Consider the following 21,539-nt stretch of genomic DNA (forward strand, 5'->3'; position numbering starts at 1 on the left):
GAAAAATCAGGTGAGCCCCTCGATGGTCAGGCTGCAGTAGCTGACCGTCGGGTAGGCAAGGTCGATCGAGAACTCCTTGTAGAAGCCGTAGACAGTCAGGCTTTCGAAGGTCTCGGAGCCGATCCACAGGACCGGCGTTGCGCGCAGAGCCGCAAGGTTGCGATGAATGTCGTCGACCGCATCGGTCGGCATGATGACCCGGGCGGTCATGCGCTTGGCAAAGGCGCGCTCGACCACTGAGATCACGCCGAACTGGTCGGCCTCCTTCCGGCTGTAATCGATGATGCCGATGTCGGCGCCGTGCTCGGTCTCGCCGATCGAGAACTGGCGGCCGACCAGCAGCGTGCCGCAGGAGACGGTGTCGGCGGGATTGTCCCGAGTGATGGTCACCGACACCACGCCATTGGCGTAGACCGGCACATCGAGGAACAGCAGGCTCGACTTGCGACCAATCGGCTCGAAGAACCAGGAGAACCAGTTGTCGATGGCATTGCCGCCGAGGTTGAAACTCTGGGTGCTGGTGTAATTGGTCACCCCATCCACTGTCAGCGTGACGGTGGCACTTTCCGCATCGGTGTCGATCAGCGCCACGGCATCAATGGCACCCGGCGCCAGCACGGCCTGGAGCGACGCGGTTCGGGTGGTTGCCGTGCCGACCCGCGCATCGAACATGGCCCAGCGGTTGGTCGGGCCGAGGTCGAGCCACTTGGTCGGGTCGCTCGCCGGGTTGACCCCGGTGGACGCAGCCAAGGCCTCGTAGCGCCTATGGGTAGAGGCGAGGATCACCCGGTTGCCGGTCACATAGGCCGTGCCGGCATTCCAGGCGGGATGATCGTTCTCGGCAACCGTGCTGCTCGACAGCATGGCGTCGCTGATCTCGATCGGGCGGATCAGCTTCATGCCGCAGTCCTCGTCGACAGAGCGTCCCCATCCGGGGTCACCCGTTCGAGGATCCGAGCGGTCTTGGTGGTACCCGAGGCGATGGCGGCCGAGGCAATGCGCTGCTCACCGCGCAGGTCCGCCACTTCCTGCCGCAGTGCCTGCAGCTCATCGAGCAGCGCCGACTGGCCGTCATTGGCCGGAATGGTCGCCGTGCCCATCTGGTTGGCGGCGAACTGGTTCCACCAGCCCGGCTCGGGACTCCCGGTCGCGGTAGGATCGGTGGTCGTGCCGCTGTTGCCCGCCTGGCCGATGATCGCCAGCGTCTGCTCGAGGCTGGCCGCCGTCAGGCCTTGCAGCCGAGCCAGATCTTCCGATGACCGGGCGGTTTCGGCAGCCTGCGACAGCAGCGCCTGGCTCAGACCCGGCAGCGCCTTGGCGGCTTCCTGGTCACCGCCGCGGGCCAGCATGGAGGCATTGTTGAACTTCGCCAGTGCCTCGGCGTAGCTGCCTGACCTCGTGCCCATCACGCCGCGGATCCGCTCGATCTCGGCAATCAGCGCATCTGTGATCGCCGCCCAGGCCGAACGCAGCTTCTCGGCGGCACTGGCTGCCGCTTCGGCCGCCTGCCGCTGGTCCTCGAGCGCCCAGATCTGCTGCTGCAGCGCCCGGTTGGAGGCGTCGAGCTGGGCAAGGTCGAGCGCGCGGAGAGCCGTCGTATCACCCTGCAGTTCGAGCAGGCGGCGCTCGAGCGAGGCGCGTTCGTCAGCAATGGCTGCCGCACTGGCTGCATCCTGCGCTGCGCCCACCAGGTCCGCGAACGCCGGGGCAAGCTGGATCAGCGCGACATAGGCCGCCCGCCCGGCCTCGGTGGTGAGGTCCTGGGCTTCGACCAGTGCCCGAAAGCCCGCGATGCTATCGGGCATGGCAAGACCCATGCTGGCGAGCTCAGCGGTCATCTGCGCCGTTCGCGCGGCGGCCTGTTCGGTGCCGGTGTAATAGAGCGCAAAATACTCAGCCGTCGCCGCGGGCATGTCGCTGACCGTGCCGAACAGCTCGACGAGGTTCATGGACGCGGCGATCGTCAGGTTGGTGGATCGGCCCAGCATGGTCATGGCGCTGGTGACCGCCTCGACGCTGGAGGCAACGCGGATCAGCGTCTCGAAATAGCCTTCACCAACCTTCTGGAACTGGTCGAGGCCGGCAATGGCATAGCGGGCGAGATTGTCGGCCGCGGCGCCGAACACGGCCGCCAGCTTCTCCTGGATCTGCGCGCCGGTCAGGCCCTTGAGGTCGATCTTGCCGATGTTGATGACGAAGCTGTCGAGCCGGGCCTGCACCTCGTCCAGCGAAAGGCCAAGCGGTCCCGCAGCGGCCGAGATGGCGTCGTAGAAGCCGGTGAAGATCAGGCTGAACTGGCGCTCCAGTTCGGCGCTCGCCTCGGAATATTGCGTGCTGTAGCGGGTGCTGGTCGTGATCCCGAGGAACTTCTTCTTTTTCTGGATGTCGGTGTAATACTGACCCTCGAACCCGCCAGACATGATGCCGCCGAGCGACTGGCCGCCACCATAAATGCCCTGACCGACGACACTGGTCTTGGTGCCGAACAGCGATCCGATCAGCTTGCCGATCGCGCCCACGACACCGCCCAGGATGCCGCCGATCACCGGGATCTTGTCGAGGACCGAGCCCACCTTCTGCATGGCCCCGCCCAGGATGGCGGTGACGCCGGTGGGCTTGAACCCGGTCTGCACGCCGGCAGCGAGATCCTCGGCGCCGTTGGTGCGGATGATGAGATTGGTGAGCCCGCCGATATTGGCCTCGATACTGCGCAGCGACGCCAGCATGGCCGCCGAATAGCGCATGGTCAGCGTGTCGACCTCGCGCAGATGGTCGATGGCCTTGGCGATGCTCTCGGACTTGGCTTCTGCATCACCGAACACCGTGCCAGTGCCTTCATTGGCCGCCTCAAGCTGGGGTCCACCGCCGCCAAAGGCTCCGCCGATCGCGACACCAAGAGAGGCAATCACCCCGGCGGTGACCGCGCCAGCCGCGATGTTGAGCGGGAACGGCAGCGAACGGATCGCGTTCACGACGGCTTCCACCGCCTTGATGCCGGTGGTGATGATCGAGTTGCCCTGTTCGACACCGGCCCGCGCCGTATCGGAGGCAGCCATGGCGGTATCGGAGGCGACCTTGGCCGTCGTCTGTGCGCCGATCAGACCGATCTTCACCGCGGCGTTCTTGATCGCGACCGCCAGCTCATAGGCCCGGAAGGCCTTCTCGGCCGCTTCCAGCGCCTGGAACCCCTTGGACCCCGCCTTGAAGAAGCCCTTCGCGGCGCTGGCGAGATTGCCATAGTGGTTGATCTCGGCCGCCGCCTGCGCAGTACGCGCAGCAGCATACTGGAACGAGGCCCGGCCATATTCGCGCTCGGCCTCGGCAATCCGCCGGGTGGCGGCCTCCTGGTCAGCAGCATAGCGGGCAAACTCGGCTGCAACCGCGCCGATCGCGCCGCCGACACTGCCGAAGGCTTCGGCCATGCCCTGCGCCGCGGTCTGGGTCTGGTCCGCCATTTCCTGGAGCGTATCGAGATACTGCTCCTGCTCCTTCAGGCCGAAGTCATGCTCGATCAGCTGGCTGCGCGCGGCGCGATAGCGTTCCCAAGCCTCGACCCCGCGTTCGAGCACGATCTGCTCGCGCTCGGACTCGAGATTGGCGAGCGCCTGTGCCCGGGCCGACTGGCCGAGCAGCGAGACCTGCAGTTCGAGCGGGGCCACCGTCTGGCGCAGGAATTCCGAACTCGCGAAGGCGCGGGTCGCCTGTTCCCAGGCCTCGCCAGCTTCGAGAATGGCAATGCGCGCCGCGTCGGTCGGGGCTTTCAACGCCGCCATGGCGACTTCCATTCGCTTGATCTCGATCGGGGTCTTGCCGATCTTCGCGGTTTCCAGCGCAAGGTTGGCGGCGAACTCCTCCGCGGCCTGCAGGGCGCGCTCGGCCTCGCTTTCCTCGCGGCTGCTGCGGCCGGAGCCAGCGCGGCCCGCCCGGTCCGAACGATCAGCGCGGATCCCGGCAGCGTCGGCGGCTAGGCGATCGCGGGCAGCCTGCAGGGTGTTCTCCCGCCACTGTGCCGAGAACGCATCCATCATGGTCATGGCGTCGCCAAAGGCCGAGGTAAACTCATCGCGCACCGTTGCCCCCATGCGGGCAGTCGAGCCGGCAAAGCTGTTTTCCATGCGCGGCAGGGCAACCGTCTCGATCTGGCTGATGGTGGCAAGGCCGACCCGATCGAGCACCGGGTTGACCCAACTGGCCAGCCAGTTGAGCGCGGCGATGGCCTTGTTGGCGAGATACTCGATCCCGCTGATGGCAAGATTGGCGGCACCAACGGCGGCCTCACCGATCACGCCGGGGAGCGCCTGCCAGACGGTGCGGATCGCACTGAACCCGCCGACCCAGCCGGCATAGATCACCGCGATGCTGATCTTGCCGACCTCGAGCACCTTCTGGAACGCCCAGACGGCCCAGTCCTTGAGGCTGGAGAATACCGGGCCGAGGTTGAGCCCGTCGCTGATCGTGCGCCACAGCCCGCGCATGACATCGCCGGCAGTCACGCCGACCGGGCCCAGCTTCTCCATCTCCTTCGCGGTCAGACCAAGGCTCTGGGCATAGCGGTCCAGTTCCCCCGACTGCTTGACGCTCGACTGGAACATCTTGAACGCGCCGAACGCGATCCCGGCCGCAGCCGCTGCTGCCAGCAGATAAGGGTTGGTGAGCGCGGCAGCCGCTGCACTGGCGGCAAGCCCCAACACCGCCCGGGCCATGCCGCCGATGCCGACGCCGGCCTGCATCGCGATCTGCCCGATCTGCGAACCCTGCTGCATGAACACGGTCATCGGCTTCTGGCCCGAGGCGAGGCTCACCACCACGTCGTTCAGCTGGTAGACGAGGTTCTGCATCTGGTGACCGGCAAGTTTTGCCGAACCGCCCATGCGGGTCATGCCGCGCGTACCGACTGCCTCGATGGCCCGGTCGGCACGCCCGGCGGTCGCGGCGATGTCTCCCATGGCGCCGCCCACAGCGCGCTTCATGTCGGCCATTTCCTTCTGGAGACGGGCGACATTGGTGATCATCTCGATTTCGAGCGTGCCGGCTTTCATCGGTTCACTCCTTCGAGTTGATCAGCGCCCGGAAGGCTTGGGAGACTTTGCGGGATACAGTGGGGCGATTGGTGCCGTCGGTGATGTCGGTCCAGGGCGCCGGACAATCAGGTTCCCTGGCATTCTGGCTTTCGGCGACGAACTCGACAGAGAGGCGACGCAGCAGCCGGCAGAGCCAGGGTGCAAGGTCAACGCCCATACACGACTGCCAGTGGGCGATGGTGCCCCACGATAGCGGCACTGCGCCCATGGCGCCGGGCTCGGATGCGCCGACCTCCATCAGGGTGTCGATGATCCATGGCGTACGGATCGGCGGCATTTCGGGGACGATGCCGTCCGCCGTCATGCGCTGGAGGCGGGTCTGCGGGTCGGGATCTTCCGTTGTCTTGCCTGCGGACTGGCGCTGCTTCGGCGCGGTGCCGAGCCAGGCCAGCTGCCGGACGTAGAGGCTCAGCTCGCGGCCGAGCTCGTCGTAAAATTTGCCCAGTCATTGATATGCGCTGCAACCTGGGCGGCGATGAAGCCGATCGAGGGGTCCTCGTAGGCCTTGCGGAACAGGGCGGCCCCTTCCAGCCCTTCGGCCGGCGGATAGGTGAAATGGTTGAAGCTGACAGTGCAGGCCGCGAGGAACTCGGCCTGTTCGGCGAGCTTTTCCTCGGCCGTCTGGTCCATCTTCCCGCGCTTCTTGATCTTGTCGACCAGCAGGTTCTGCTGGCGCGACTGGGCGCGCTGATAGACCTTGGTGCCCGGGCCATAGACGGTGATCGAGAGGCGCTGGCCCTTGTCGTCGTACAGCGGGGCGTCATCGCCGCCGACCAGTTCGACGGTCGAGGTTTCGGTCGCGGCAAGCTTGGTAATGTCAAACATGAATGGTCTCCGTCAGGTGCGTGGCAGGGATCAGGGAGCCAGAACTTCAACCACGCCGACACCGGCGGAATTGGTAGTCAGTTCCAGCGTCACGGTGGCGGTGGTGATCTGGTCGACCGAGCCGACGTTCACCTTGAAGCTCATGACTTGGGCCTGGAAATAGTACTTGTCGCCGTTCTGGGTGGTGACGAGGAAGCTGTGATCGCTGTCCGAGATTGAGGCCGATTTCAGCAGAATCTGGCCAGCATCGTCGGTATCGAGACCGAGCTGGATGGTCATCGTGCCCTGGTTGAAGCTGCCCTTCTTCTTGACGACGCCGCGGCTGCCGACCGGATTGAAGGTGACGAGGTTGTACTCCCGGCCGAACTCGCCGAGGTCCGATACCTCGCCGACCAGCGTCATGGTCAGCGCATTGTAGCCGGTGGGGTCGAAGGTCGCAGGGGTGGAAGCCGACACCTTCAACGTGGTGCCGGCGGAAGTCCGAACGGTCATGGCAGTGGTTCCTTATTGAAGGTGAGGCCTCAGCGCGCCTCGTTGAATGAGACGCGGAAATCCTGCGTCTGCATGTGGATGCCGGTCTCCTCGTCGAGGAAGTCTGGTCCGGCGGAGTCGGTGTGAACGGTGACGTCGGTGAGCCCGTCGATTGCGGGCATCTGGTCGGCTGCTGCCGCCCGGACCGCGCGGATAATGGCCTTGGCGGCCGAATAGCTGGCGGCGAGCACCGTGACCTGCACCCGCTCGCTCACCCTGCGGTTCGGACCCGGGGCGGCGATATTGCGGTCGGTGCTGCTGACCGACATGAGCGAGATCGCCGGGATCGGGGTGCCCTGCGGCAGCATTCCAGCGACAATCCGCACCGCAGGGACGAGGGCCGTCACGCCGGTGTCAGCCACCAGGAGCGAACGGACCACAATGACCCCGTTCATTCGTCATCGACCTCGAGGCTGGGCGCCTTGAGGTTCCCGATCTGGACTCGGTGCGCGATGTAAGCGCCCATGGCGTTGACGGCTTCCTCGGCCTTCTGGTCCAGCGCCGGACGCAGGAACGGCTTGGCCGCATGGCCCGGATGCATGATGACTGGACCGACGAAGTTCACGCCGATCTTCAGGCTGCCGCGCTTCACCATCTTGTTGATCGTGCCGATGCTGACCTTGCGCGCGCCGCGGCGGGTATTGCGCACCGGCTTGTCGGCCTCAGCGACCGAGATCAGGTGCGGCGCAACGCCGTATTCAATGAACAGACCGAGATAGGAGCCGGACCCGCGCAGCTTGACGTAGGAACTGAGCCGGCTGCCGGCGGTGCGCGTGCCAATGCCGATCGCCTTCTTGAGCTGACCAGTGCGGACCGGGACATTGGCCTTGGCCTGCTGCTGGATGACCTTGGCCCCGGCACGCAGTCCGCCGCGGATGACGTTGCGCTCGAGGTTCTTGGGCAGTTCGTCGAGCAGGCGCAGCAGTTCAGGGCCGCCCTTGAGCCGGATCGTCATGGCGTGACTCCTTCGCTGCTGTGCTGCTCGACAATGAGTTCGATGCCTTCGCGGCGGCCGAGTTCGGCCGGTCCCGACACGATCTGCAGGACGCGGGTCCCGATGATCACCCGCATTTCCGGGGCGACCCCGGCGAGATGGCGCATCCGGATCCGCGCAGGCCGGTTGGCGATGACAATGCTGTCGGCCAGGCGTTCGGCCAGGCTCGGCAGGACGTCCTGCACCTCGGCCCAGACCGTGGCGAATTCCACCCAGGTGACGGTTTCCGTGCCGTAGAGGGGATCAGGGGTGACGACCTTGCGCTCGATCCGGATCCGGGTGTCGAGCCGGGAGGCTAGACCCATCGGGCGGCCAACTGGTTCACGAGGGTATCAAAGGCGAGACAGGTCCCGCCTTCGCGGTTCTCGAACAGGGAGGCGGTCTTTACGAGAATAGCGGCGCGAGCGATCGCCAGGTCCGGGTGCCCCTCGGCAAAACCGGCAGACAGGGTGATGGTGATCTGGCCGTCAGGTGCCAGCGTGGGCCATGATGTGCCGGCAACTGGCCGAATGCGCACGAATCCATGACGTGGCCGGGCAACATAAGCAGCCTCGGGCAAAGTGACCGTCAAACCGCCGGTTGCAGTGTAAGTGATGGCGGCAATGGTCACCGGCCGGACCGGCACGGTGATTTCATCGGCCCACGCCTCCAGTACCATGGCGAGGTTCTGCTCGCAGAGCCGCAGATCGGCGAGCCGTTCGAGTTCGGCCTGGGCAGCATCGAGGTGGACGGCCAGCAGCATGTCCTCGTCGTGAGCGTCGAGACGCAGCTGCTGGCGCGCTTCTTCCAGCGTCACCGCACGCGTGGTCGGGGCGGTGACGACCGTGATCACTTCGCGCGGGTCCGGGCGGGCTTGGCTGCTTCAGGCTGGGCCTCGACCGGCTCGGCAAGGCCGCGCTGGCGTAGGATTTCGCCATCGGCGTCGGCGATCTCGAAAGTCTGGCCGGCACGGATATTGTCCGGGCCGACCGCGCTGACATGCAGCGTGTCGAGGGCTTTCATCAGCATGGGGGAGTTCTCCGTGAAAGTGCCAGGGCCGACCGGTCAGCCGGCCCCGGATCAGGATCAGACGGCGGTTGCCGCAGTCACCGCGTCGGAGAAGTCGCCCTTGATGAAGGCCTCCGGGCGATAGACGGCAAGGCCGAGGCGTTCTTCGGCCAGGATCGTGACCAGGTTCTTGCGGAAGTTCTGGTCATCCTCGGTCGAGATCTCGACCCGCGCGTCCCAGCGGTCGAAGATCTGCGCGCCCAGTCGGAAGGCTCCGGTCAGGAACTTGTCCTGCGCGATCGCCTGGGTGGTGACGATGGGGATGCCCCAGAGCGTCGGCGACAGCGTGCCCTGCGGGTTGCCGATCAGGTAGGCGCCGCTCGTCTCCTTGAGGAGCTCGATGCTGGCCCAGTCGGTCGGGTGCATGACTGCGCCCGTGGTCGGCAGCTCGGCGAGCGCCGCCTGCAGCATGGCGAGGCGCAGCACATCGATCTTGGTGACGGTGGCCGGGATGGTGATCGGCGCGGCAAAGGCGCTGGCCTGGGTATAGATGCCGTGCAGGTCCGTCCCCGTGCCGCCGCCATTCAGCAGCTGGTTCTCCTCGACCAGCGCCAGCCCGTAGCGCAGGCGGCCGTCGATATAGGACTGGAGCATCGGCACGTCGTCGAGGATCTGGCGGGTTGCCAGCACCCAGTGGGCGATGGTGGTGACGCTGGTCGTCGCGATGTCGAACTTGATGTCCGACTGCGGTTTCAGCGCACCGGTCGTTTCCGCGACGGTTGCCGCCGCGTTGGTGAAGCCCGTCTCCTTGACGTACTGCACTGAGGTGCTCGCCGTGCGGCCCGGGGTCAGCAGGTCGCGGACGGTCAGGCGGCGCTGGCCGGGCACGATGATGCCGGGCAGTCGGTCAGGCACGATGAGGTCGCCGGCCGAGCCCGCGGCATCGGTCGTCAGCGAGGAAATGATCGCTTTCACCTCGACACTGGCGCGACCGCGCGAGACCTTGGACTCGAGGAAGGACTTGATCTCTTCCGACGCCATGACCTGTTCGCCTACCGACTGGTGGCGGGCCTGGTCTTCCGGTCCCCGGCGGGCCAGCTTCTGTTCCAGCTCGTCGAGCCGGGCCTTGGCCTCGTTCATGCCGACCAGGGCTTCGTCCGCCAGCTGCTTGGTGGCAGCGGACAAGTCCTCGCCCTTGGCGGCCTTGCCCAGCGCCTCGTCAGCAATGGCTTTGACCTGGTCGACCTTGGCGTCGAACGCGGCTTTCACTTCGCCGGCAAGCTGCTCGGCGGTCTTGGGTTCAGTCATGGGATGCTCCGTGATGGAAAGGGTGTTCAGCCGCGAACCTGCGCGGCGAGTGCTGCGATGAAATCAGCGGGATCACTGCCGGGCTCACCCCGGAGCAGCGGGGCCAGGCCCTTGCCCGCGATCGCGGTGGCCTGGCTTTTCGAGAACCCTGCCTCGCGCAGGAAATCCTCAAACTGGGAAAGGCTCGGCAGCTGGCCGGCCGCGATCAGCGATTTGACACTGGTGATCAGCGCCTTCTCGTTCATTGGAATGGTGACGAGGCTGACCTCGTGGAGCGCCACCTCGACGAGGTGACGGGCCTTGCCGACCATGCGGTCGCGGATGGCGCGGTAGCCGATCGAAAGGCCGCCGATCGCGCCGTCCTTGACCAGGCCATGGGCCTCGCGCCCCGTGGCGGTCGACATCGAGAACCGACCCTTCACGAGCAGGCCGTCGGCCGTCTCCTGGAAGTCGGTCCAGACGCCGGCCGGGCGCTTCTGGTCATGGTACATCAGCATCGGCACCGACTTGCGGCCGGCAATCGACCGGGAAATCGCACCGGGCAGGATGACGTCGCCGCCATGGTCGAGATTGCCGTAGCCGGCAGCCAAGCCCTCGATATGGCCGTCATCATCGAGCGCCTTGGCGTCGAGGGTGAAGTCGAGTTCGTTCACTGGGGGACTCCGGAAGTCGGGGCATCGGGTGCCGGCAGGCCAGCCCCAAGACCAGCCAGCGTGATGGGGACGTTCTGCATCTGCATGCGGGGCACATCGCCGCCTTCGACCGGCGGCAAGTTCTCGAGGGATCGGACCTCGTTGATGGTCATGACGCCGTTGGTCAGCATCTGCTGGTAGAAGGAGGCCCGGGCCGCGCTATCGCCGCGCAGCAGGCCTTCCAGGTTGAACTCGATGGTGATGCCGGCCAGCCGGTCGGCAACCGACAGGAGCTGCTTTTCCAGCGCCTGCTCGATGCGTTTCAGGCGGCGGCGCAGCGTGAACTTCTGGAATCCCAGCGTCTGCTGCTCGAGACCGGTGCCCCAGCTGGTGGTTTTCTCGGTGTGCCCAACCATGAATGGCGGCACGCCGAAGAACCGGCAGACCTCCTCGACCGAGAAGGCCCGGCTCTGCAGCATCTGGGCATCTTCCGGGCTGATCGAGAGCTGGACCCAGTCCATCCCGCGATCGAGCAGCATCGGCCGTCCGGCGTTGATCGCGCCGGCAAATTTCTCCTGCAGCAGTTCCTCGGCAAGCCGGCGCTGGTCGATCGTCAGCGTATCGTCGGTCTTCAGTAGGCCCGAAGGCCGAACCCCGTTGCGGAAGGTATCGCCCGAGGCCCGCTCGATCGCCTGGGCCAGCCCGAACGACTGCCGCCCGGCGCTGAGCGTCGAAAGACCGCCGAGCGGATTGCCGCCAAAGCCACGAATATGCAGCACCCGGTCCTGGCCGACGACATGGCGAACGCCCTGGTCGACCCATTCATACTCCAGCGCACCGTCATCGCGGCGGCGCACGGCCATCAGCTCCGGGTTGATCGGCACCCCGAGCGCAATCACCCGGCCGTTGCCGGCCCGGATCACCTCGGCATAGGCATTGCCGTGCAGCTCGACGCTGGCGCAGATGAACTCCCAGAAATCGAGCGCGGTCTGGTCGGCATTCGGGCTGTCATGCAGGATCCGGTACAGCGGATGGTCGTCCGCTACGGTCCGTGCGCCGTTCCGGGTACGATAAACAACCAGCGGCAGCGAGGCGATCGTGCCGGCCAGCAGATTGACGCAGGCCCAGGCGGCAGCCAGCCCCAAGACAGAGGTAGTGCTGACGATTTCGCCGCTGGCGCTCGGCCGCGCGCCCATCTCCCGGTAGAGGAACGGGTCGGTGAGGCCGATCGAGCGGGCCAGGTAGCTGACCGCCTTTTGCAGCAGGTTCACGCGGCGAGGCTCTTCAGCCAGTCGTCGATCGTGCCGCCGGTGTCACTGGACATTGCCGCTCCTACCGCCATGCACAGCGCGACGGCTGCGTCGATCTTGTTCAGGGCCCTCTGCTTGGAGAGCCAGTAATTGTCCCAGCGGTCGGTCTCGATGACCGCCGACATGATCGCCGAGACCAGCACCGGGTTGCGCTTCAGCCGGATCCGGCCCTCGAGCATCATCTCTTCAAGCTGGCGGACCGATCCCGGCATCCACAGGCCCTGGGGCTCGCGGTCCTGCGATTTGGCGGCCAGTTTCATGGCATCGGTCGGCTTGCCGCGCTTGGTGCCGCCCTGCGGATGCTCGACGAACTCCATGTCGAGGCCGAGTTCTGCAATGTCCTCTTCCAGCCGCCGGAAAGCGTAGCGGTCGTAGGCGACCATCTGGACGTCGTAGTCCCGATCGTATTCGGCCAGCGCCTGGGCAACGTGCCGGAAATTGATGTTTTCACCCTGCGGCGCCTGCAGGAATCCTTGGCGTACCCAGACGTCGTAGGGCTGCTTGTCGCGCAGGGTGCGCGCCTGCAGCGTATCTCCCGGTGTCCAGGCCTCGATCCACGCATCGAAACAGGGCTTGCCGTCCTTCTCGCCAGTCCGCTGCACGGCCGCGAGCGCGGTAATGTCGCGGTTCTGGCTGAGATCGAGCCCGAGCCAGACCTTGGCGCCGGGCTTCGGTTCGAAATCGGCCAGCAGCGGCTCGAGCGTTGCCCGGGTCATCCAGGCGGTCTCGGCGTCGGTCCAGACGCAGAAATGCAGCCGCAGGATGCCGTTCAGCTGGCCGGGAATCGACCGGGCCTGCGCCACCACCTCGGCGAGATATTCCTCCGTAATGGTCACGCCCAGTAGCGGGTTCGCCTTGATCCAGCAGCCGGGGTCAGTGAGCGGGTCGTCGCCTTCGTCGAGCGCGCAGACGTAACTGAAGGTGGTGTCGTCGATGATTTCGCCGAGATAGGTCGGGTCGGTCAGCGCATCGATGTTGCCGGCCGCGACCTTCACGGCGTGCTCATGCTCTTCCCAAGCCACCGAATTGCGATCGGAGCCCGAGTTGGTGATCATGAACAGCAGCGGTTCGCGCCGGAACTTGAAGCCGCGTTCCAGCATCTCGATGATCGAGCGATCTGGCAGCTCATGGATCTCGTCGGCCAGCACGAAATAGGGTCGTGGTCCCGAGCCCGTCTTGCCGGTGTCCCGCGAAACCGGGCGGAAGAACGAGCCCGACGCGTGATGCGCGATGTTGAATTCGCGGCCCGGACCGCCGGAAAACTCCAGCCGCCGCGCCAATGCCGGCGACTGGCGGACCATCTTCACCGCGTCGGCGAAGAGAATGCCAGCCTGCTCGCGCTTGGCGGCCGCCGCATAAATCTGGGCGCCGGCTTCACCGGCCGCCGTCATTCCGAACAGACCGATGCCGCCCGCGACCGGTGATTTGCCGTTACCCTTGCCCTGTTCGATGTAGGCCCGGCGGAAGCGCCTGCGGCCATCAGCGCGTTTCCAGCCGAACAGGCTGCCGATGATGAAGGCCTGGCTCGGCTCCAGCCGGAACGGCTGACCCTCGAACTGGCCCTCCGAGAGTTTGAGTACCTCCTCGAAGAACCCGAAGGCGTGGTTTGCAGCCTCGAGATCGAACCGGATCCCGTCGGAGCGCTTGAGGTCGTCGAGGTGTCTGCGACAGGCATTGCGCACGTGCGGCCCGGCAATGATCTCCCCGGCAACAACCGCGCGGGCGTAGTCGGTCGTCCGGTCAGCTGAAGAAGCGGTCGGCGGGGTCGGCGCCTTCCGACGTCGCCTCGGCTGAGATCCTGCTTCTGGCACTGGGCGTCATCCCGAATTCTGCAGCGTAACGCATCATGTCCGCAGCGGCCTTGTTGGCGGTACCAACCAGCGGGTTCTGGATGGCGTTGCCGTTGGAGGTCTTAATCATGAGACCGCCGGTCAGCTGGTCCTTCTCGGCCATCTTCGCGATTGCGCGCTCGGCCTGGACCCAGCGGCCATAGGCCTGGGCGTAGGCAGCGAGGGCCGCGCGATCGACCTCGGACAAGAGGCCGATCCGGTGCAGCCAATGCGCCACGCGGTTCCACTCCTCGAGCGCGTCGGCAGTCAGGTGGGGCGGCGGGGCCGGCAGTGCCGGGATTGTCTTTGCCTCTTTCCGATTGAGTGGCCGCTTGCCGCGGTTGCCCTCGATCAGCTTGAGATGGGTCGGTTTGGGCTTGGTGCCGGGTTTCACTGGGGCGGTCCTTCAACTATGTCTTGTGACCAGCCTGCTCCCACCACCAACACCAGGGTCACGACGATTTTCAGTTTTCTGCTGTTTGCTGCTGCGGCCGTCGCGCCCTCCGGAGAAACCTTCACCTGCACGCCGACCCGGGTGTGGGACGGCGATGGGCCAATCTGGTGCGCAGAGGGTCCGCGCATCCGCCTGTCCGGCATCGCTGCGCGCGAGATGGACGGCAGCTGCCGGCCCGGGCAACCATGCCCCGACGTGCCCGCAGAGCAGGCCCGCGATGCGTTGGTCAACCTGGTCGGGCGCCCCGTCGGTGTTTCCCGGGAGGGGCACATCCTGGTCGAAGGTCCCGCCATGACCTGCCGTTCCGAGGGCAATGCCGGTGGCGCCCGGACGGCGGCCTGGTGCGTGTCACCGCGGTCCGGCGACCTGTCCTGTGCGATGGTCAGGGGCGGCTGGGCCCTGCGGTGGGATCGGTATTGGCGCAATCATCGCTGCTGATACGCGCAGACGAATCTGGTTTATCGATAAGGTTCGCAGGCGATGCCATCGCCATCGCCATCCATACCTTCCCGATATCCCGGCTGCCCCCTATAGATTGGCGCGACACCGGCCGCGCGTGCATCGTCACAGCCGGCGTAATAGGCTGATTGCTCTATGGCGGCGATTTCCTCAGGTGTTTTGCTGAGGTTAGACCATAGGCTTTCCACCATGGGAGCGCCCTGCCAAGCGGCTACGCCAGCAAAAAGGCTGAGGCCAAGAACCTGCGCGCCAAAACTCCCTTTCGAAGGCTTTCGCCTTTGGTATCGACGCGGTCCGTTTGGCCGACGTCGGGAATTGTAGTGGTGACGCTGCATGAACATGGCGTAGCAGTGAAAAATTAGCGGTTTCTTATCCGCTTTACCTTTGCTGCTCACCGATTTCATCGAAAGTCCGGCCATCACCCTCGAGGGTCGCGGCCTGGCCGGTGAAATCCTGCCAGCGCTTGATGGTCACGTCGACATAGGCCGGGTTGAGCTCGATCGCGTGGACCGAACGACCAGTCATTTCGCCGGCAATGATCGTGGTGCCCGAGCCTGAGAACGGCTCGTAGACCGCCTGGCCCGGGCTGGAATTGTTCTCAATCGGGCGCTTCATGCACTCGACCGGCTTCTGGGTCCCATGACCCGTCTCGTTCTTCTTGGGTTTGGCGATATGCCAGACGGTCGTCTGCTTGCGGTCGCCGGACCAGTGGCCCTTGGCGCCCTTCTTCACGGCATACCAGCAGGGCTCATGCTCCCAATGGTAGTCGCCGCGCGAGAGGACCAGCTGGCCCTTGTCCCAGATGATCTGGGAGCGAAGCTGGAAGCCGCTGGCAGCAAGGCTGTCGCCGACCACGCCGGCGAACAGACCGGCGTGCCAGACATAGGCAACGTCGCCAGGAAACAGGGCCCAGGCTTCGCGCCAGTCGGCCTTGTCGTCGTTCAGCACCTTGCCCTTGGCCGAGCCGCTGGCAGCAACGCCTGCTTGCTCCCGCCATGCCGGATCATATTCCACGCCGTAGGGCGGATCAGTCACCATCAGGTGGGGCGCAATGCCGTTCAGCACTTTGGCGACGGTGTCGGCATCAGTGCTGTCGCCGCAGACCAGCCGGTGCTTGCCAAGCAGCCAGACATCACCGGGGGAACTCACCGGAATTTCCGGAGGGTTGGGAATCTCATCCGGATCGGTCAGGCCCTCGGTCTTCTCGGCCAGCAGCTTCGAGAGCTCATCGTCCGAAAAGCCGGTCAACATCAGGTCGAAATCGAAGCCCTGCAGGTCGCCGAGTTCGACCGCGAGCAGCTCAAGGTCCCAGCCGGCGTTCAGCGCCAGCTTGTTGTCCGCGATGACGTAGGCCTTCTTCTGGGCCTCGCTCCAGCCCTTGGCGACCATTGTCGGGATCTGCGTCAGGCCCAGCTTGCGCGCCGCCAGCAGCCGGCCGTGACCGGCGATCAGGCCGCCGTCTTCGTCGACCAGCACGGGGTTGGTCCAGCCCCATTCCTGGATCGAGGCCGCGATCTGTGCGACCTGCTCATCGGAGTGCGTGCGGGAATTGCGCGCGTAGGGCGTGATTTTCTCTATCGGCCAGAACTCGCTGCTCTGGGCCGGCCATTCCTGCGACATGGGCTTCCTCAAAAGGGAGTAAGCCGCGCCAGCTTGTGGCTCGCGGCGCTTGATCGAATTGACGGGTGAAAGCTAAAAGCGGGCTGCTGAGCTGCAGCACGAAGCTTCAGTTCGCCGTAACAACTTCAAGGGAAGAGAATTATCTAATGGCGCATGGTGGCCCGAAGCCAGTTGACGTTCTGATGGCTGAACTTGGTTTTTTGAATGAGTATCTTCTGGAACTGGCTGAAAACTTTCGTGCGGCAGGCAAAGCCGAAGATGCCGAAATCGCTGAGGGCTGGGCCTCACTGCCAATCGAGGCGTCGGAGAAAATCGACGATCTTCTAAATCGGTGAAATCCTGGGGTGTCGATCAAAGAGGTTGGTCTTCACCCCCGGTCGTTAACTCGCGGGCGTGAAAAGTTTGGGCCAGGCGCGGTTTCCCCTCCCGAACCCCCAGAGTTTCGACCTCCCCCCCCGGGTGGATCAGCTGATCGGCCAGCCATCCGGGCCAGTCCCGACCGTTCTGCGCAACCCGAACTGCTCGGCCGTGCGGGCCTGGTGGCACTCGGCGCAAAGGCAGCGGATATTGCTGTCCTCGTCCGATCCGCCACGGGCTAACGGCACAATGTGGTCAGGTACGCTCGCCTCGCGGACAATCCCGGCGGATGCGCAATCCCGGCAAAGAGGCTCTGCCGCTAATCGGCGCAATCGCTGGACAACAGCCCGGCGACCTCGCAGTCTATTTTCCATTCAACACCGTGGGAGATGGCAATGTCCGACGACTTCGAGAAGGTCATGGCGCAAATCGGAGCGCTGAGTGTCAGGATTAACAAGATCGCAGATGAAGAAGCCCGGTCGGCTCTGGTGAACGGGTGGGCAGCGCAAGGCGGCCTAATGCAGCAGAAACAAGTGCTGATCAGACAAGTGGACGAATTACTCGACAAACTCCTGAACCAGTGATCCCAACGAGAAACGCCCGGAAGCTGGTGGGCTCCGGGCGCAGTTCTGAATTCTCGAATTTCGGAACACTATGCCAGATGCAAAGTCCCGTCAACAGTAAATCGAAAAATACTTCAATAGATTCAGTTTGTTAGTTCATTCGGCAGGCAAGTGAATCTGATCACGAACTGTCCTTCCGGACCCGGTACAGCCGGCACAATGCATCCAGACCATGGCAGAGGTTGCGCAGATCGGCTGGCGACCACCGCAAGGCCTCGGCATCGTGGCGCACTACGGCATGGACCAGGACGCTGGGCTTGCGCCCGACAGCACCGGGTGCGTCACTGTCCGCCGTGCGCAGCATCAGGATTGCAGCTGCAGCCTGCCTGCGAACCTTTCGGATCAACTCCGGATCATGATCCGGCGCACTGCCACCGAAGATCCCCTCGTTGATCAGAAGGGCCGTGACCGATCGCGGCTGGTCCATGGGCAAGCCCATGACCGCGCGGTTACGGGCCATGACCTCGCCGTAGATCTGACCGGCAGCATACTGGGCGGCATCGATGAGCCCGGCAAATGCCAACCGGCCCAGTGCGGTTCCCAGACGATCATCCTTCGCCTGGGCCGGTGTGACACCGTAATGTCGCTGCCGGGCCTCCAGCACCGTGGCCATGACATCACGCTGGCTTTCCTCGCGTGGGCGTTTGCCACAGGCCAACCGTCGCCCCGCCTTCCGTTTACGGCCGCGTGCCATGGGCGCCTCCGTAGAGCCGTTCGCCGATCGCCCGGATCGCCTCGCGCTCAAGGGTAGTGAGCCGCTGGTCACTGACCGACACCGCGAAGATGCCACTGCGCCATCCGTCGCGGCGCAGCTGCTCACCATCGCGCTGCCCGGCATGGCCGTAGATTGTCGAGATCATGCTCATCAGCCGATCTCCCGCAGCAGCGCGGCATAACCGATGACATCGATGACGCTGTCGGCATGGCGGGGGTCGTAGGTGAGCCGGGTGAGCTTGAGGTCGATCATGCACAGCGCGACCTGGGCCGGGCTCACCGGCATATCGAGGGTGATCGACCAGCGCGCCGCAATGGCTTTGAACTGGTCGGTGGGATCGCCGTAATCGTCGCGGCGTTCTTCCAGCACCTTGGCGGTGTGGCCGAGAATGGACCAGCTGGTCATCGCACACCTCCACGGGTCGCGATGGCCCAGCACAGGATGGCGATGGCATCGGCCTCGTTGTCATCGAACGGGGAGAACCCAACCTTGCGGACAGCATCGATGACCGTCGCCTTGTCGGCATTGCCCTTGCCGGTGATGAACCGCTTGATCGTGCCGACGGGCACGCCCTGGTAGGCGACCAGGTGTTCCTCGCACCAGGCGGTCAGCACACCCAGCAGGCCGCCATAGACATGCGCGGCATCGGTGCCGACATGACGGCGCACTTCCTCGAAGTAGATCGCCTCGATCGGCCCAGCATCGATGTCGAGCTGTTCGAGCCAGCGGCGGAAGCGCAGGAACCGCATCCCGCCGCCGTCAAAGCGGGTGTGCTTGAACGACACGGTGCCGCTCGAGATGAAGTCGTCGCCTGTCCGCAGCGCCCAGCCAGTGCTGGTGCCAAGGTCCAGGGCCAACATCGCTCCCCGCATGATTGTGGGCCGCACAGGGACCGGCGGGGTTGCGCTGCGCACTGGCGCAGGCAGAGTCAGGATATCCATGATGATTCTCCAATGGGGATTGGTCGTGGTGCGGACGGCGGCGGTTTTTGTGCTTGGCGGTACGGACCACCGTCGTCCGGTCTTGGGGGGATGGGTTTCAGGACACCGGCGCCTCCATCAGAACGGGATGTCCGAGAGCTCATCGTCGAGCTCCTGGAGGGTTGTTTTGTTGGGCCGGACACTGATCACCTGCGCCCCGGGGAACGCATCCTTGGCGGCAGCGAGGATCGGGTGGCAGCGGATGACGTTGGCGATCTCGTCGAGCGCCCAGACCTGGGCTTCGCGGCCATGACGCTGGGCCCGGCCGGTATCGCGCAGGTCCCGCACCAGGATGACGAGGCCTTGCTCCGTCTCGAACTCCCACTGGTCGACCGGCAGCGGTTCGCCCTTGGCTTCGCGCGCTAGCTGGTCGAGCTTATCGTAGGCCCGCAGCATCGCTTCACCGTGCTGGCGAACGAGTTTGAGGTTGAACTCCCACACCGCAGCGTTGAACAGCTTGTGCTGGGCGTGGAACCGTTCAGCCCACTCGATGGGCACCAGCATGGGCAGGCGACCAATGCCCCATTGCTGGTCCAGTTCACGACCGCGCTGGTCGACGCAGTTGATGATGACCTGCATGTCGCTGATCTGACCATGCCGGGTCGGTGGCGCGCCTTTCATGCGCCCCTCCTTTCTTTGCTGAAAATTTGAGGCTGACGCGACGCGAAAAGCGGCTGCGGAAGCCCTAGGGGGTATGGGGGAACATAAGTGCAGCCTTCCGCATGCTTCCGCACGTGCTTCCGCAACCTTCCGCAGGTGCTTCCGCAGACGAAAAACCTTGCTTCCGCAGCCTTCCGCAAAGCCCTCATCGGCCGCTCTCCAGGTACTTGAGGACCCTTAGACCCGAGGCCCGGTTCATGGTTTTTCCGCCTTCGGTGGCCATGTATCCGCGCTGCTGCCACTGGCTGATGCAGGACAGGGCTTCGCGGGCAGACACCCCGTAGGTGTCGGTAATCATGTCGATGACGTAGCGGCCACGACGCTTGGCCTGGGGGAACGCGGACCAAGGTGTGCCAGCGTGCCACTGCTCATCGACCGACTTGAAGATCTCGTGGATCTGATGCCAGCTGAGGCCCTTCTGCTGGATGGGGATCGCAGCTGGCCCCACCACCGGCACCAGCGTGCTCTGTTCGGGGCCAAGGCCGGTGGTCAGGTCGACAACCTCCATCGTGAAATGGACGTCGTCGATTTCCTCGCCGTCCTTCTGCTTCTCGACCGACAAGACCGTGTGGTCCTCGTCCTTGGCCACCCGGATGGCGGTGTCGCAGCCGCCGAGCAGCACTGTTGAACCGCGCATGCCGCGATCCACATCCTTGCCCGAGTGGTGGATGCCGACGACGGTGCCGCCGCAGTGGTTCTGGATCTGCGTGCAGGCATCGATGAACAGCGACATCGCTTCCTGGCTGTTCTCGTCCTGCCCGGGGATGGATCGCGATACGGTGTCGATCACGACCATGCCGATCTCGAAGTCGACCTCGGCGCGCATCTGGTCGATCGTGCGCTTCAGCTTCTCGACACTGGCGGGATCGAGCATGTGCACGGCGACTGGCAGCAGCTTGAACGGCGCATCAACGCCCTCGAGACCATGCTTCTTGCGCCAGCCCTTGATGCGCTGGCCGATACCGAACCGGCCTTCGCCGGCGATGTAGAGAACGCCTGTCTGACGGACGGCCCGTCCATGCCAGTCGAGGCCGTAGGCTGTCCGCAGCACCATATCGAGGGCGAGGAAGGTCTTGTGCTCGCCGGGCTTGCCATAGAGCAGCGCCAGCCCATGCTCCGGGATCAGGCCATCGATCCGCCATTGCGGCGGCGGCATGTTGACGATCTCGTCCAGGCTGAGGGTCTCGAAAACTTCAGGATCGGCAGCAGCGTCGATCTCGAAGATGGCCCGGACCGCCTCTAGGCCAGAGATCGCGGCCATGTCGTTGAAATCGGTGCCCAGGCTGGCAACCGGGAACGTGGGGAATACTGCCGGACAATGCAGGACGCGCGCGGCGTCCATCGCGGCTTCGCGGCCGACGTTCTTCGGCTTTCCCCGGTCATCGTCGCCCGCCACGATCCAGGACGCGCCGGGATGGGCAGCAGCGAGGCGCTCAGCGACCTTGACCAGGTTGCCGGAATTGAACGCCACGACGACGGTGCGCCCCGTCGCTTCATGCAGCGACGCGCCGGTGGCGAAGCCCTCGCAGACCAGCACAGGGGCACGGGTCTCGGCGATCGGCCGCCCGATGACGAACATCGCGCCAGCAACCGGAAGGTCGGCCTCGAACAGCTTGTGCCCGGTAGGATCGATCGACTGCAGCGATCGCAGCGTGCCATCGGTGTCGGAGAGCGGCACCAGGACATGGTCGCGGTCGAGCCGCGTGCCGGCCGGCCGGATGCCCTTGGCGGTGAGATATGGGTGGGAGCAATAGTGGGGGTCGGCCGCCTCCCAGCGCAGCCGCATCTGTTCAGCGGCGGCCTTGCGCCGCTCCACCTGCTCGGCCTCGAAGCGGGCCTGACGAGCCTGGAGTTCAGCGACGCGGGTCTCCGACCTGACCGGGAATGTCCCGCCCGTCAGGCGCTCGGCCGCCGCGCGGATGTCGAGCCCTTCCTGGTGCTGCAGAAAATCGAAAATGTCGCCGTTCGCGCCGCAGCCGTAGCAGTGATACCGCTGGTCCTGCGGGTAGACGGTGAACGATGGCGTGCGCTCCATGTGGAACGGGCACAGCCCCACCAGTGTCTGGCCCCGGCGCTTCAGCACCAGATGCCGGCGCACCTCTTCGGCCAGCGGGTACTGGTCCTTGATGGCCTCGATATCGATGCTGCCGGTTTCAATGCGACGCGCCATGGCG

General features: G+C 65.0%; 27 protein-coding genes. 3 read left to right on the forward strand and 24 right to left on the reverse strand.

Features of this window, described 5'->3' with window-relative positions; genetic code table 11:
- Positions 1–6 precede the first annotated feature (6 nt).
- The 15 genes from QYC26_RS05060 to QYC26_RS05130 all read right to left on the reverse strand — a co-directional run bounded on the left by QYC26_RS05060 (position 7) and on the right by QYC26_RS05130 (position 13,891).
- The gene (locus tag QYC26_RS05060; RefSeq protein WP_317514310.1) at positions 7–900 is read right to left on the reverse strand and encodes a hypothetical protein; all 894 of its coding nucleotides are present in this window, start codon (positions 898–900) and stop codon (positions 7–9) included.
- On the reverse strand, positions 897–5,039 hold the full coding sequence (locus QYC26_RS05065) for a phage tail length tape measure family protein (RefSeq protein WP_317514311.1): 4,143 nt from the start codon (positions 5,037–5,039) through the stop codon (positions 897–899). Before QYC26_RS05065 ends, QYC26_RS05060 begins: the two co-directional genes overlap by 4 nt.
- A gap of 4 nt (positions 5,040–5,043) precedes the next feature.
- On the reverse strand, positions 5,044–5,385 hold the full coding sequence (locus QYC26_RS05070; protein ID WP_317514312.1) for a hypothetical protein: 342 nt from the start codon (positions 5,383–5,385) through the stop codon (positions 5,044–5,046).
- Positions 5,386–5,489: 104 nt separating this feature from the next.
- Positions 5,490–5,906 (reverse strand): hypothetical protein, encoded by a 417-nt coding sequence (locus QYC26_RS05075; RefSeq protein WP_317514313.1) that lies wholly within the window; start codon positions 5,904–5,906, stop codon positions 5,490–5,492.
- A 30-nt stretch (positions 5,907–5,936) separates the two neighbouring features.
- A complete protein-coding gene (locus tag QYC26_RS05080) occupies positions 5,937–6,398 on the reverse strand; it encodes a hypothetical protein (RefSeq protein WP_317514314.1) in 462 nt (153 codons plus the stop codon).
- A gap of 29 nt (positions 6,399–6,427) precedes the next feature.
- Complete coding sequence (locus QYC26_RS05085) at positions 6,428–6,832, reverse strand: DUF3168 domain-containing protein (RefSeq protein ID WP_317514315.1); 405 nt, start codon at positions 6,830–6,832, stop codon at positions 6,428–6,430.
- Positions 6,829–7,392 (reverse strand): HK97-gp10 family putative phage morphogenesis protein, encoded by a 564-nt coding sequence (locus tag QYC26_RS05090; protein ID WP_317514316.1) that lies wholly within the window; start codon positions 7,390–7,392, stop codon positions 6,829–6,831. The genes QYC26_RS05085 and QYC26_RS05090 overlap by 4 nt, the downstream gene beginning before the upstream one ends.
- On the reverse strand, positions 7,389–7,736 hold the full coding sequence (locus QYC26_RS05095) for a phage head closure protein (protein ID WP_317514317.1): 348 nt from the start codon (positions 7,734–7,736) through the stop codon (positions 7,389–7,391). The genes QYC26_RS05090 and QYC26_RS05095 overlap by 4 nt, the downstream gene beginning before the upstream one ends.
- Positions 7,727–8,263, reverse strand: a complete 537-nt coding sequence (locus tag QYC26_RS05100; RefSeq protein WP_317514318.1) for a hypothetical protein — start codon at positions 8,261–8,263, stop codon at positions 7,727–7,729. The genes QYC26_RS05095 and QYC26_RS05100 overlap by 10 nt, the downstream gene beginning before the upstream one ends.
- Positions 8,260–8,439 (reverse strand): hypothetical protein, encoded by a 180-nt coding sequence (locus QYC26_RS05105; RefSeq protein WP_317514319.1) that lies wholly within the window; start codon positions 8,437–8,439, stop codon positions 8,260–8,262. Before QYC26_RS05105 ends, QYC26_RS05100 begins: the two co-directional genes overlap by 4 nt.
- 57 nt (positions 8,440–8,496) lie before the next feature.
- Positions 8,497–9,726, reverse strand: coding sequence for a phage major capsid protein (locus tag QYC26_RS05110; protein ID WP_317514320.1), 1,230 nt, complete (start codon positions 9,724–9,726; stop codon positions 8,497–8,499).
- 26 nt (positions 9,727–9,752) lie between these two features.
- Positions 9,753–10,379: an HK97 family phage prohead protease gene (locus QYC26_RS05115; RefSeq protein ID WP_317514321.1), complete on the reverse strand. Its 627-nt coding sequence runs from the start codon at positions 10,377–10,379 to the stop codon at positions 9,753–9,755.
- A complete protein-coding gene (locus tag QYC26_RS05120) occupies positions 10,376–11,629 on the reverse strand; it encodes a phage portal protein (protein ID WP_317514322.1) in 1,254 nt (417 codons plus the stop codon). The genes QYC26_RS05115 and QYC26_RS05120 overlap by 4 nt, the downstream gene beginning before the upstream one ends.
- Positions 11,626–13,350, reverse strand: coding sequence for a terminase large subunit (locus QYC26_RS05125; RefSeq protein ID WP_317514323.1), 1,725 nt, complete (start codon positions 13,348–13,350; stop codon positions 11,626–11,628). The genes QYC26_RS05120 and QYC26_RS05125 overlap by 4 nt, the downstream gene beginning before the upstream one ends.
- Positions 13,351–13,408: 58 nt before the next feature.
- Positions 13,409–13,891, reverse strand: coding sequence for a phage terminase small subunit P27 family (locus QYC26_RS05130; protein ID WP_317514324.1), 483 nt, complete (start codon positions 13,889–13,891; stop codon positions 13,409–13,411).
- Between the two features lie 18 nt (positions 13,892–13,909).
- On the opposite strand from QYC26_RS05130, the gene QYC26_RS05135 reads away from it, so the two are divergent.
- Positions 13,910–14,389, forward strand: coding sequence for a thermonuclease family protein (locus QYC26_RS05135; protein WP_317514325.1), 480 nt, complete (start codon positions 13,910–13,912; stop codon positions 14,387–14,389).
- 20 nt (positions 14,390–14,409) lie between these two features.
- On the opposite strand, the gene QYC26_RS05140 is transcribed toward QYC26_RS05135, so the two are convergent.
- Together QYC26_RS05140 and QYC26_RS05145 are read right to left on the reverse strand one after the other, a co-directional pair.
- On the reverse strand, positions 14,410–14,829 hold the full coding sequence (locus QYC26_RS05140; protein WP_317514326.1) for an excalibur calcium-binding domain-containing protein: 420 nt from the start codon (positions 14,827–14,829) through the stop codon (positions 14,410–14,412).
- The gene (locus tag QYC26_RS05145) at positions 14,789–16,030 is read right to left on the reverse strand and encodes a site-specific DNA-methyltransferase (protein ID WP_317514327.1); all 1,242 of its coding nucleotides are present in this window, start codon (positions 16,028–16,030) and stop codon (positions 14,789–14,791) included. Before QYC26_RS05145 ends, QYC26_RS05140 begins: the two co-directional genes overlap by 41 nt.
- 65 nt (positions 16,031–16,095) lie before the next feature.
- Between QYC26_RS05145 and QYC26_RS05150 the strand changes: the two genes are divergently transcribed.
- The gene (locus QYC26_RS05150) at positions 16,096–16,365 is read left to right on the forward strand and encodes a hypothetical protein (protein WP_317514328.1); all 270 of its coding nucleotides are present in this window, start codon (positions 16,096–16,098) and stop codon (positions 16,363–16,365) included.
- A 129-nt stretch (positions 16,366–16,494) separates the two neighbouring features.
- Here QYC26_RS05150 and QYC26_RS05155 read toward each other — a convergent pair whose 3' ends face one another.
- Complete coding sequence (locus tag QYC26_RS05155) at positions 16,495–16,761, reverse strand: HNH endonuclease signature motif containing protein (RefSeq protein WP_317514329.1); 267 nt, start codon at positions 16,759–16,761, stop codon at positions 16,495–16,497.
- A gap of 21 nt (positions 16,762–16,782) precedes the next feature.
- On the opposite strand from QYC26_RS05155, the gene QYC26_RS05160 reads away from it, so the two are divergent.
- Positions 16,783–16,971, forward strand: a complete 189-nt coding sequence (locus QYC26_RS05160) for a hypothetical protein (RefSeq protein WP_317514330.1) — start codon at positions 16,783–16,785, stop codon at positions 16,969–16,971.
- A 160-nt stretch (positions 16,972–17,131) separates the two neighbouring features.
- On the opposite strand, the gene QYC26_RS05165 is transcribed toward QYC26_RS05160, so the two are convergent.
- The 6 genes from QYC26_RS05165 to QYC26_RS05190 form a co-directional block, all read right to left on the reverse strand.
- Positions 17,132–17,704 carry a hypothetical protein gene (locus QYC26_RS05165; RefSeq protein ID WP_317514331.1) on the reverse strand — a complete coding sequence of 191 codons (573 nt, stop codon included), beginning with the start codon at positions 17,702–17,704 and terminating at the stop codon, positions 17,132–17,134.
- Positions 17,688–17,876 (reverse strand): hypothetical protein, encoded by a 189-nt coding sequence (locus QYC26_RS05170; protein ID WP_317514332.1) that lies wholly within the window; start codon positions 17,874–17,876, stop codon positions 17,688–17,690. Before QYC26_RS05170 ends, QYC26_RS05165 begins: the two co-directional genes overlap by 17 nt.
- Positions 17,876–18,130, reverse strand: coding sequence for a DUF6378 domain-containing protein (locus QYC26_RS05175; RefSeq protein WP_317514333.1), 255 nt, complete (start codon positions 18,128–18,130; stop codon positions 17,876–17,878). The genes QYC26_RS05170 and QYC26_RS05175 overlap by 1 nt, the downstream gene beginning before the upstream one ends.
- Positions 18,127–18,585 carry a hypothetical protein gene (locus tag QYC26_RS05180; protein ID WP_317514334.1) on the reverse strand — a complete coding sequence of 153 codons (459 nt, stop codon included), beginning with the start codon at positions 18,583–18,585 and terminating at the stop codon, positions 18,127–18,129. Before QYC26_RS05180 ends, QYC26_RS05175 begins: the two co-directional genes overlap by 4 nt.
- A gap of 198 nt (positions 18,586–18,783) precedes the next feature.
- Entirely contained in the window at positions 18,784–19,326 is a 543-nt protein-coding gene (locus QYC26_RS05185) for a hypothetical protein (RefSeq protein WP_317514335.1), read from the reverse strand.
- Between the two features lie 184 nt (positions 19,327–19,510).
- Complete coding sequence (locus QYC26_RS05190) at positions 19,511–21,535, reverse strand: AAA family ATPase (protein ID WP_317514336.1); 2,025 nt, start codon at positions 21,533–21,535, stop codon at positions 19,511–19,513.
- Positions 21,536–21,539 lie beyond the last annotated feature (4 nt).

Origin of the sequence: Sphingomonas sp. C3-2, assembly GCF_033025475.1 — a bacterium.
Lineage (GTDB): Bacteria > Pseudomonadota > Alphaproteobacteria > Sphingomonadales > Sphingomonadaceae > Sphingobium_A.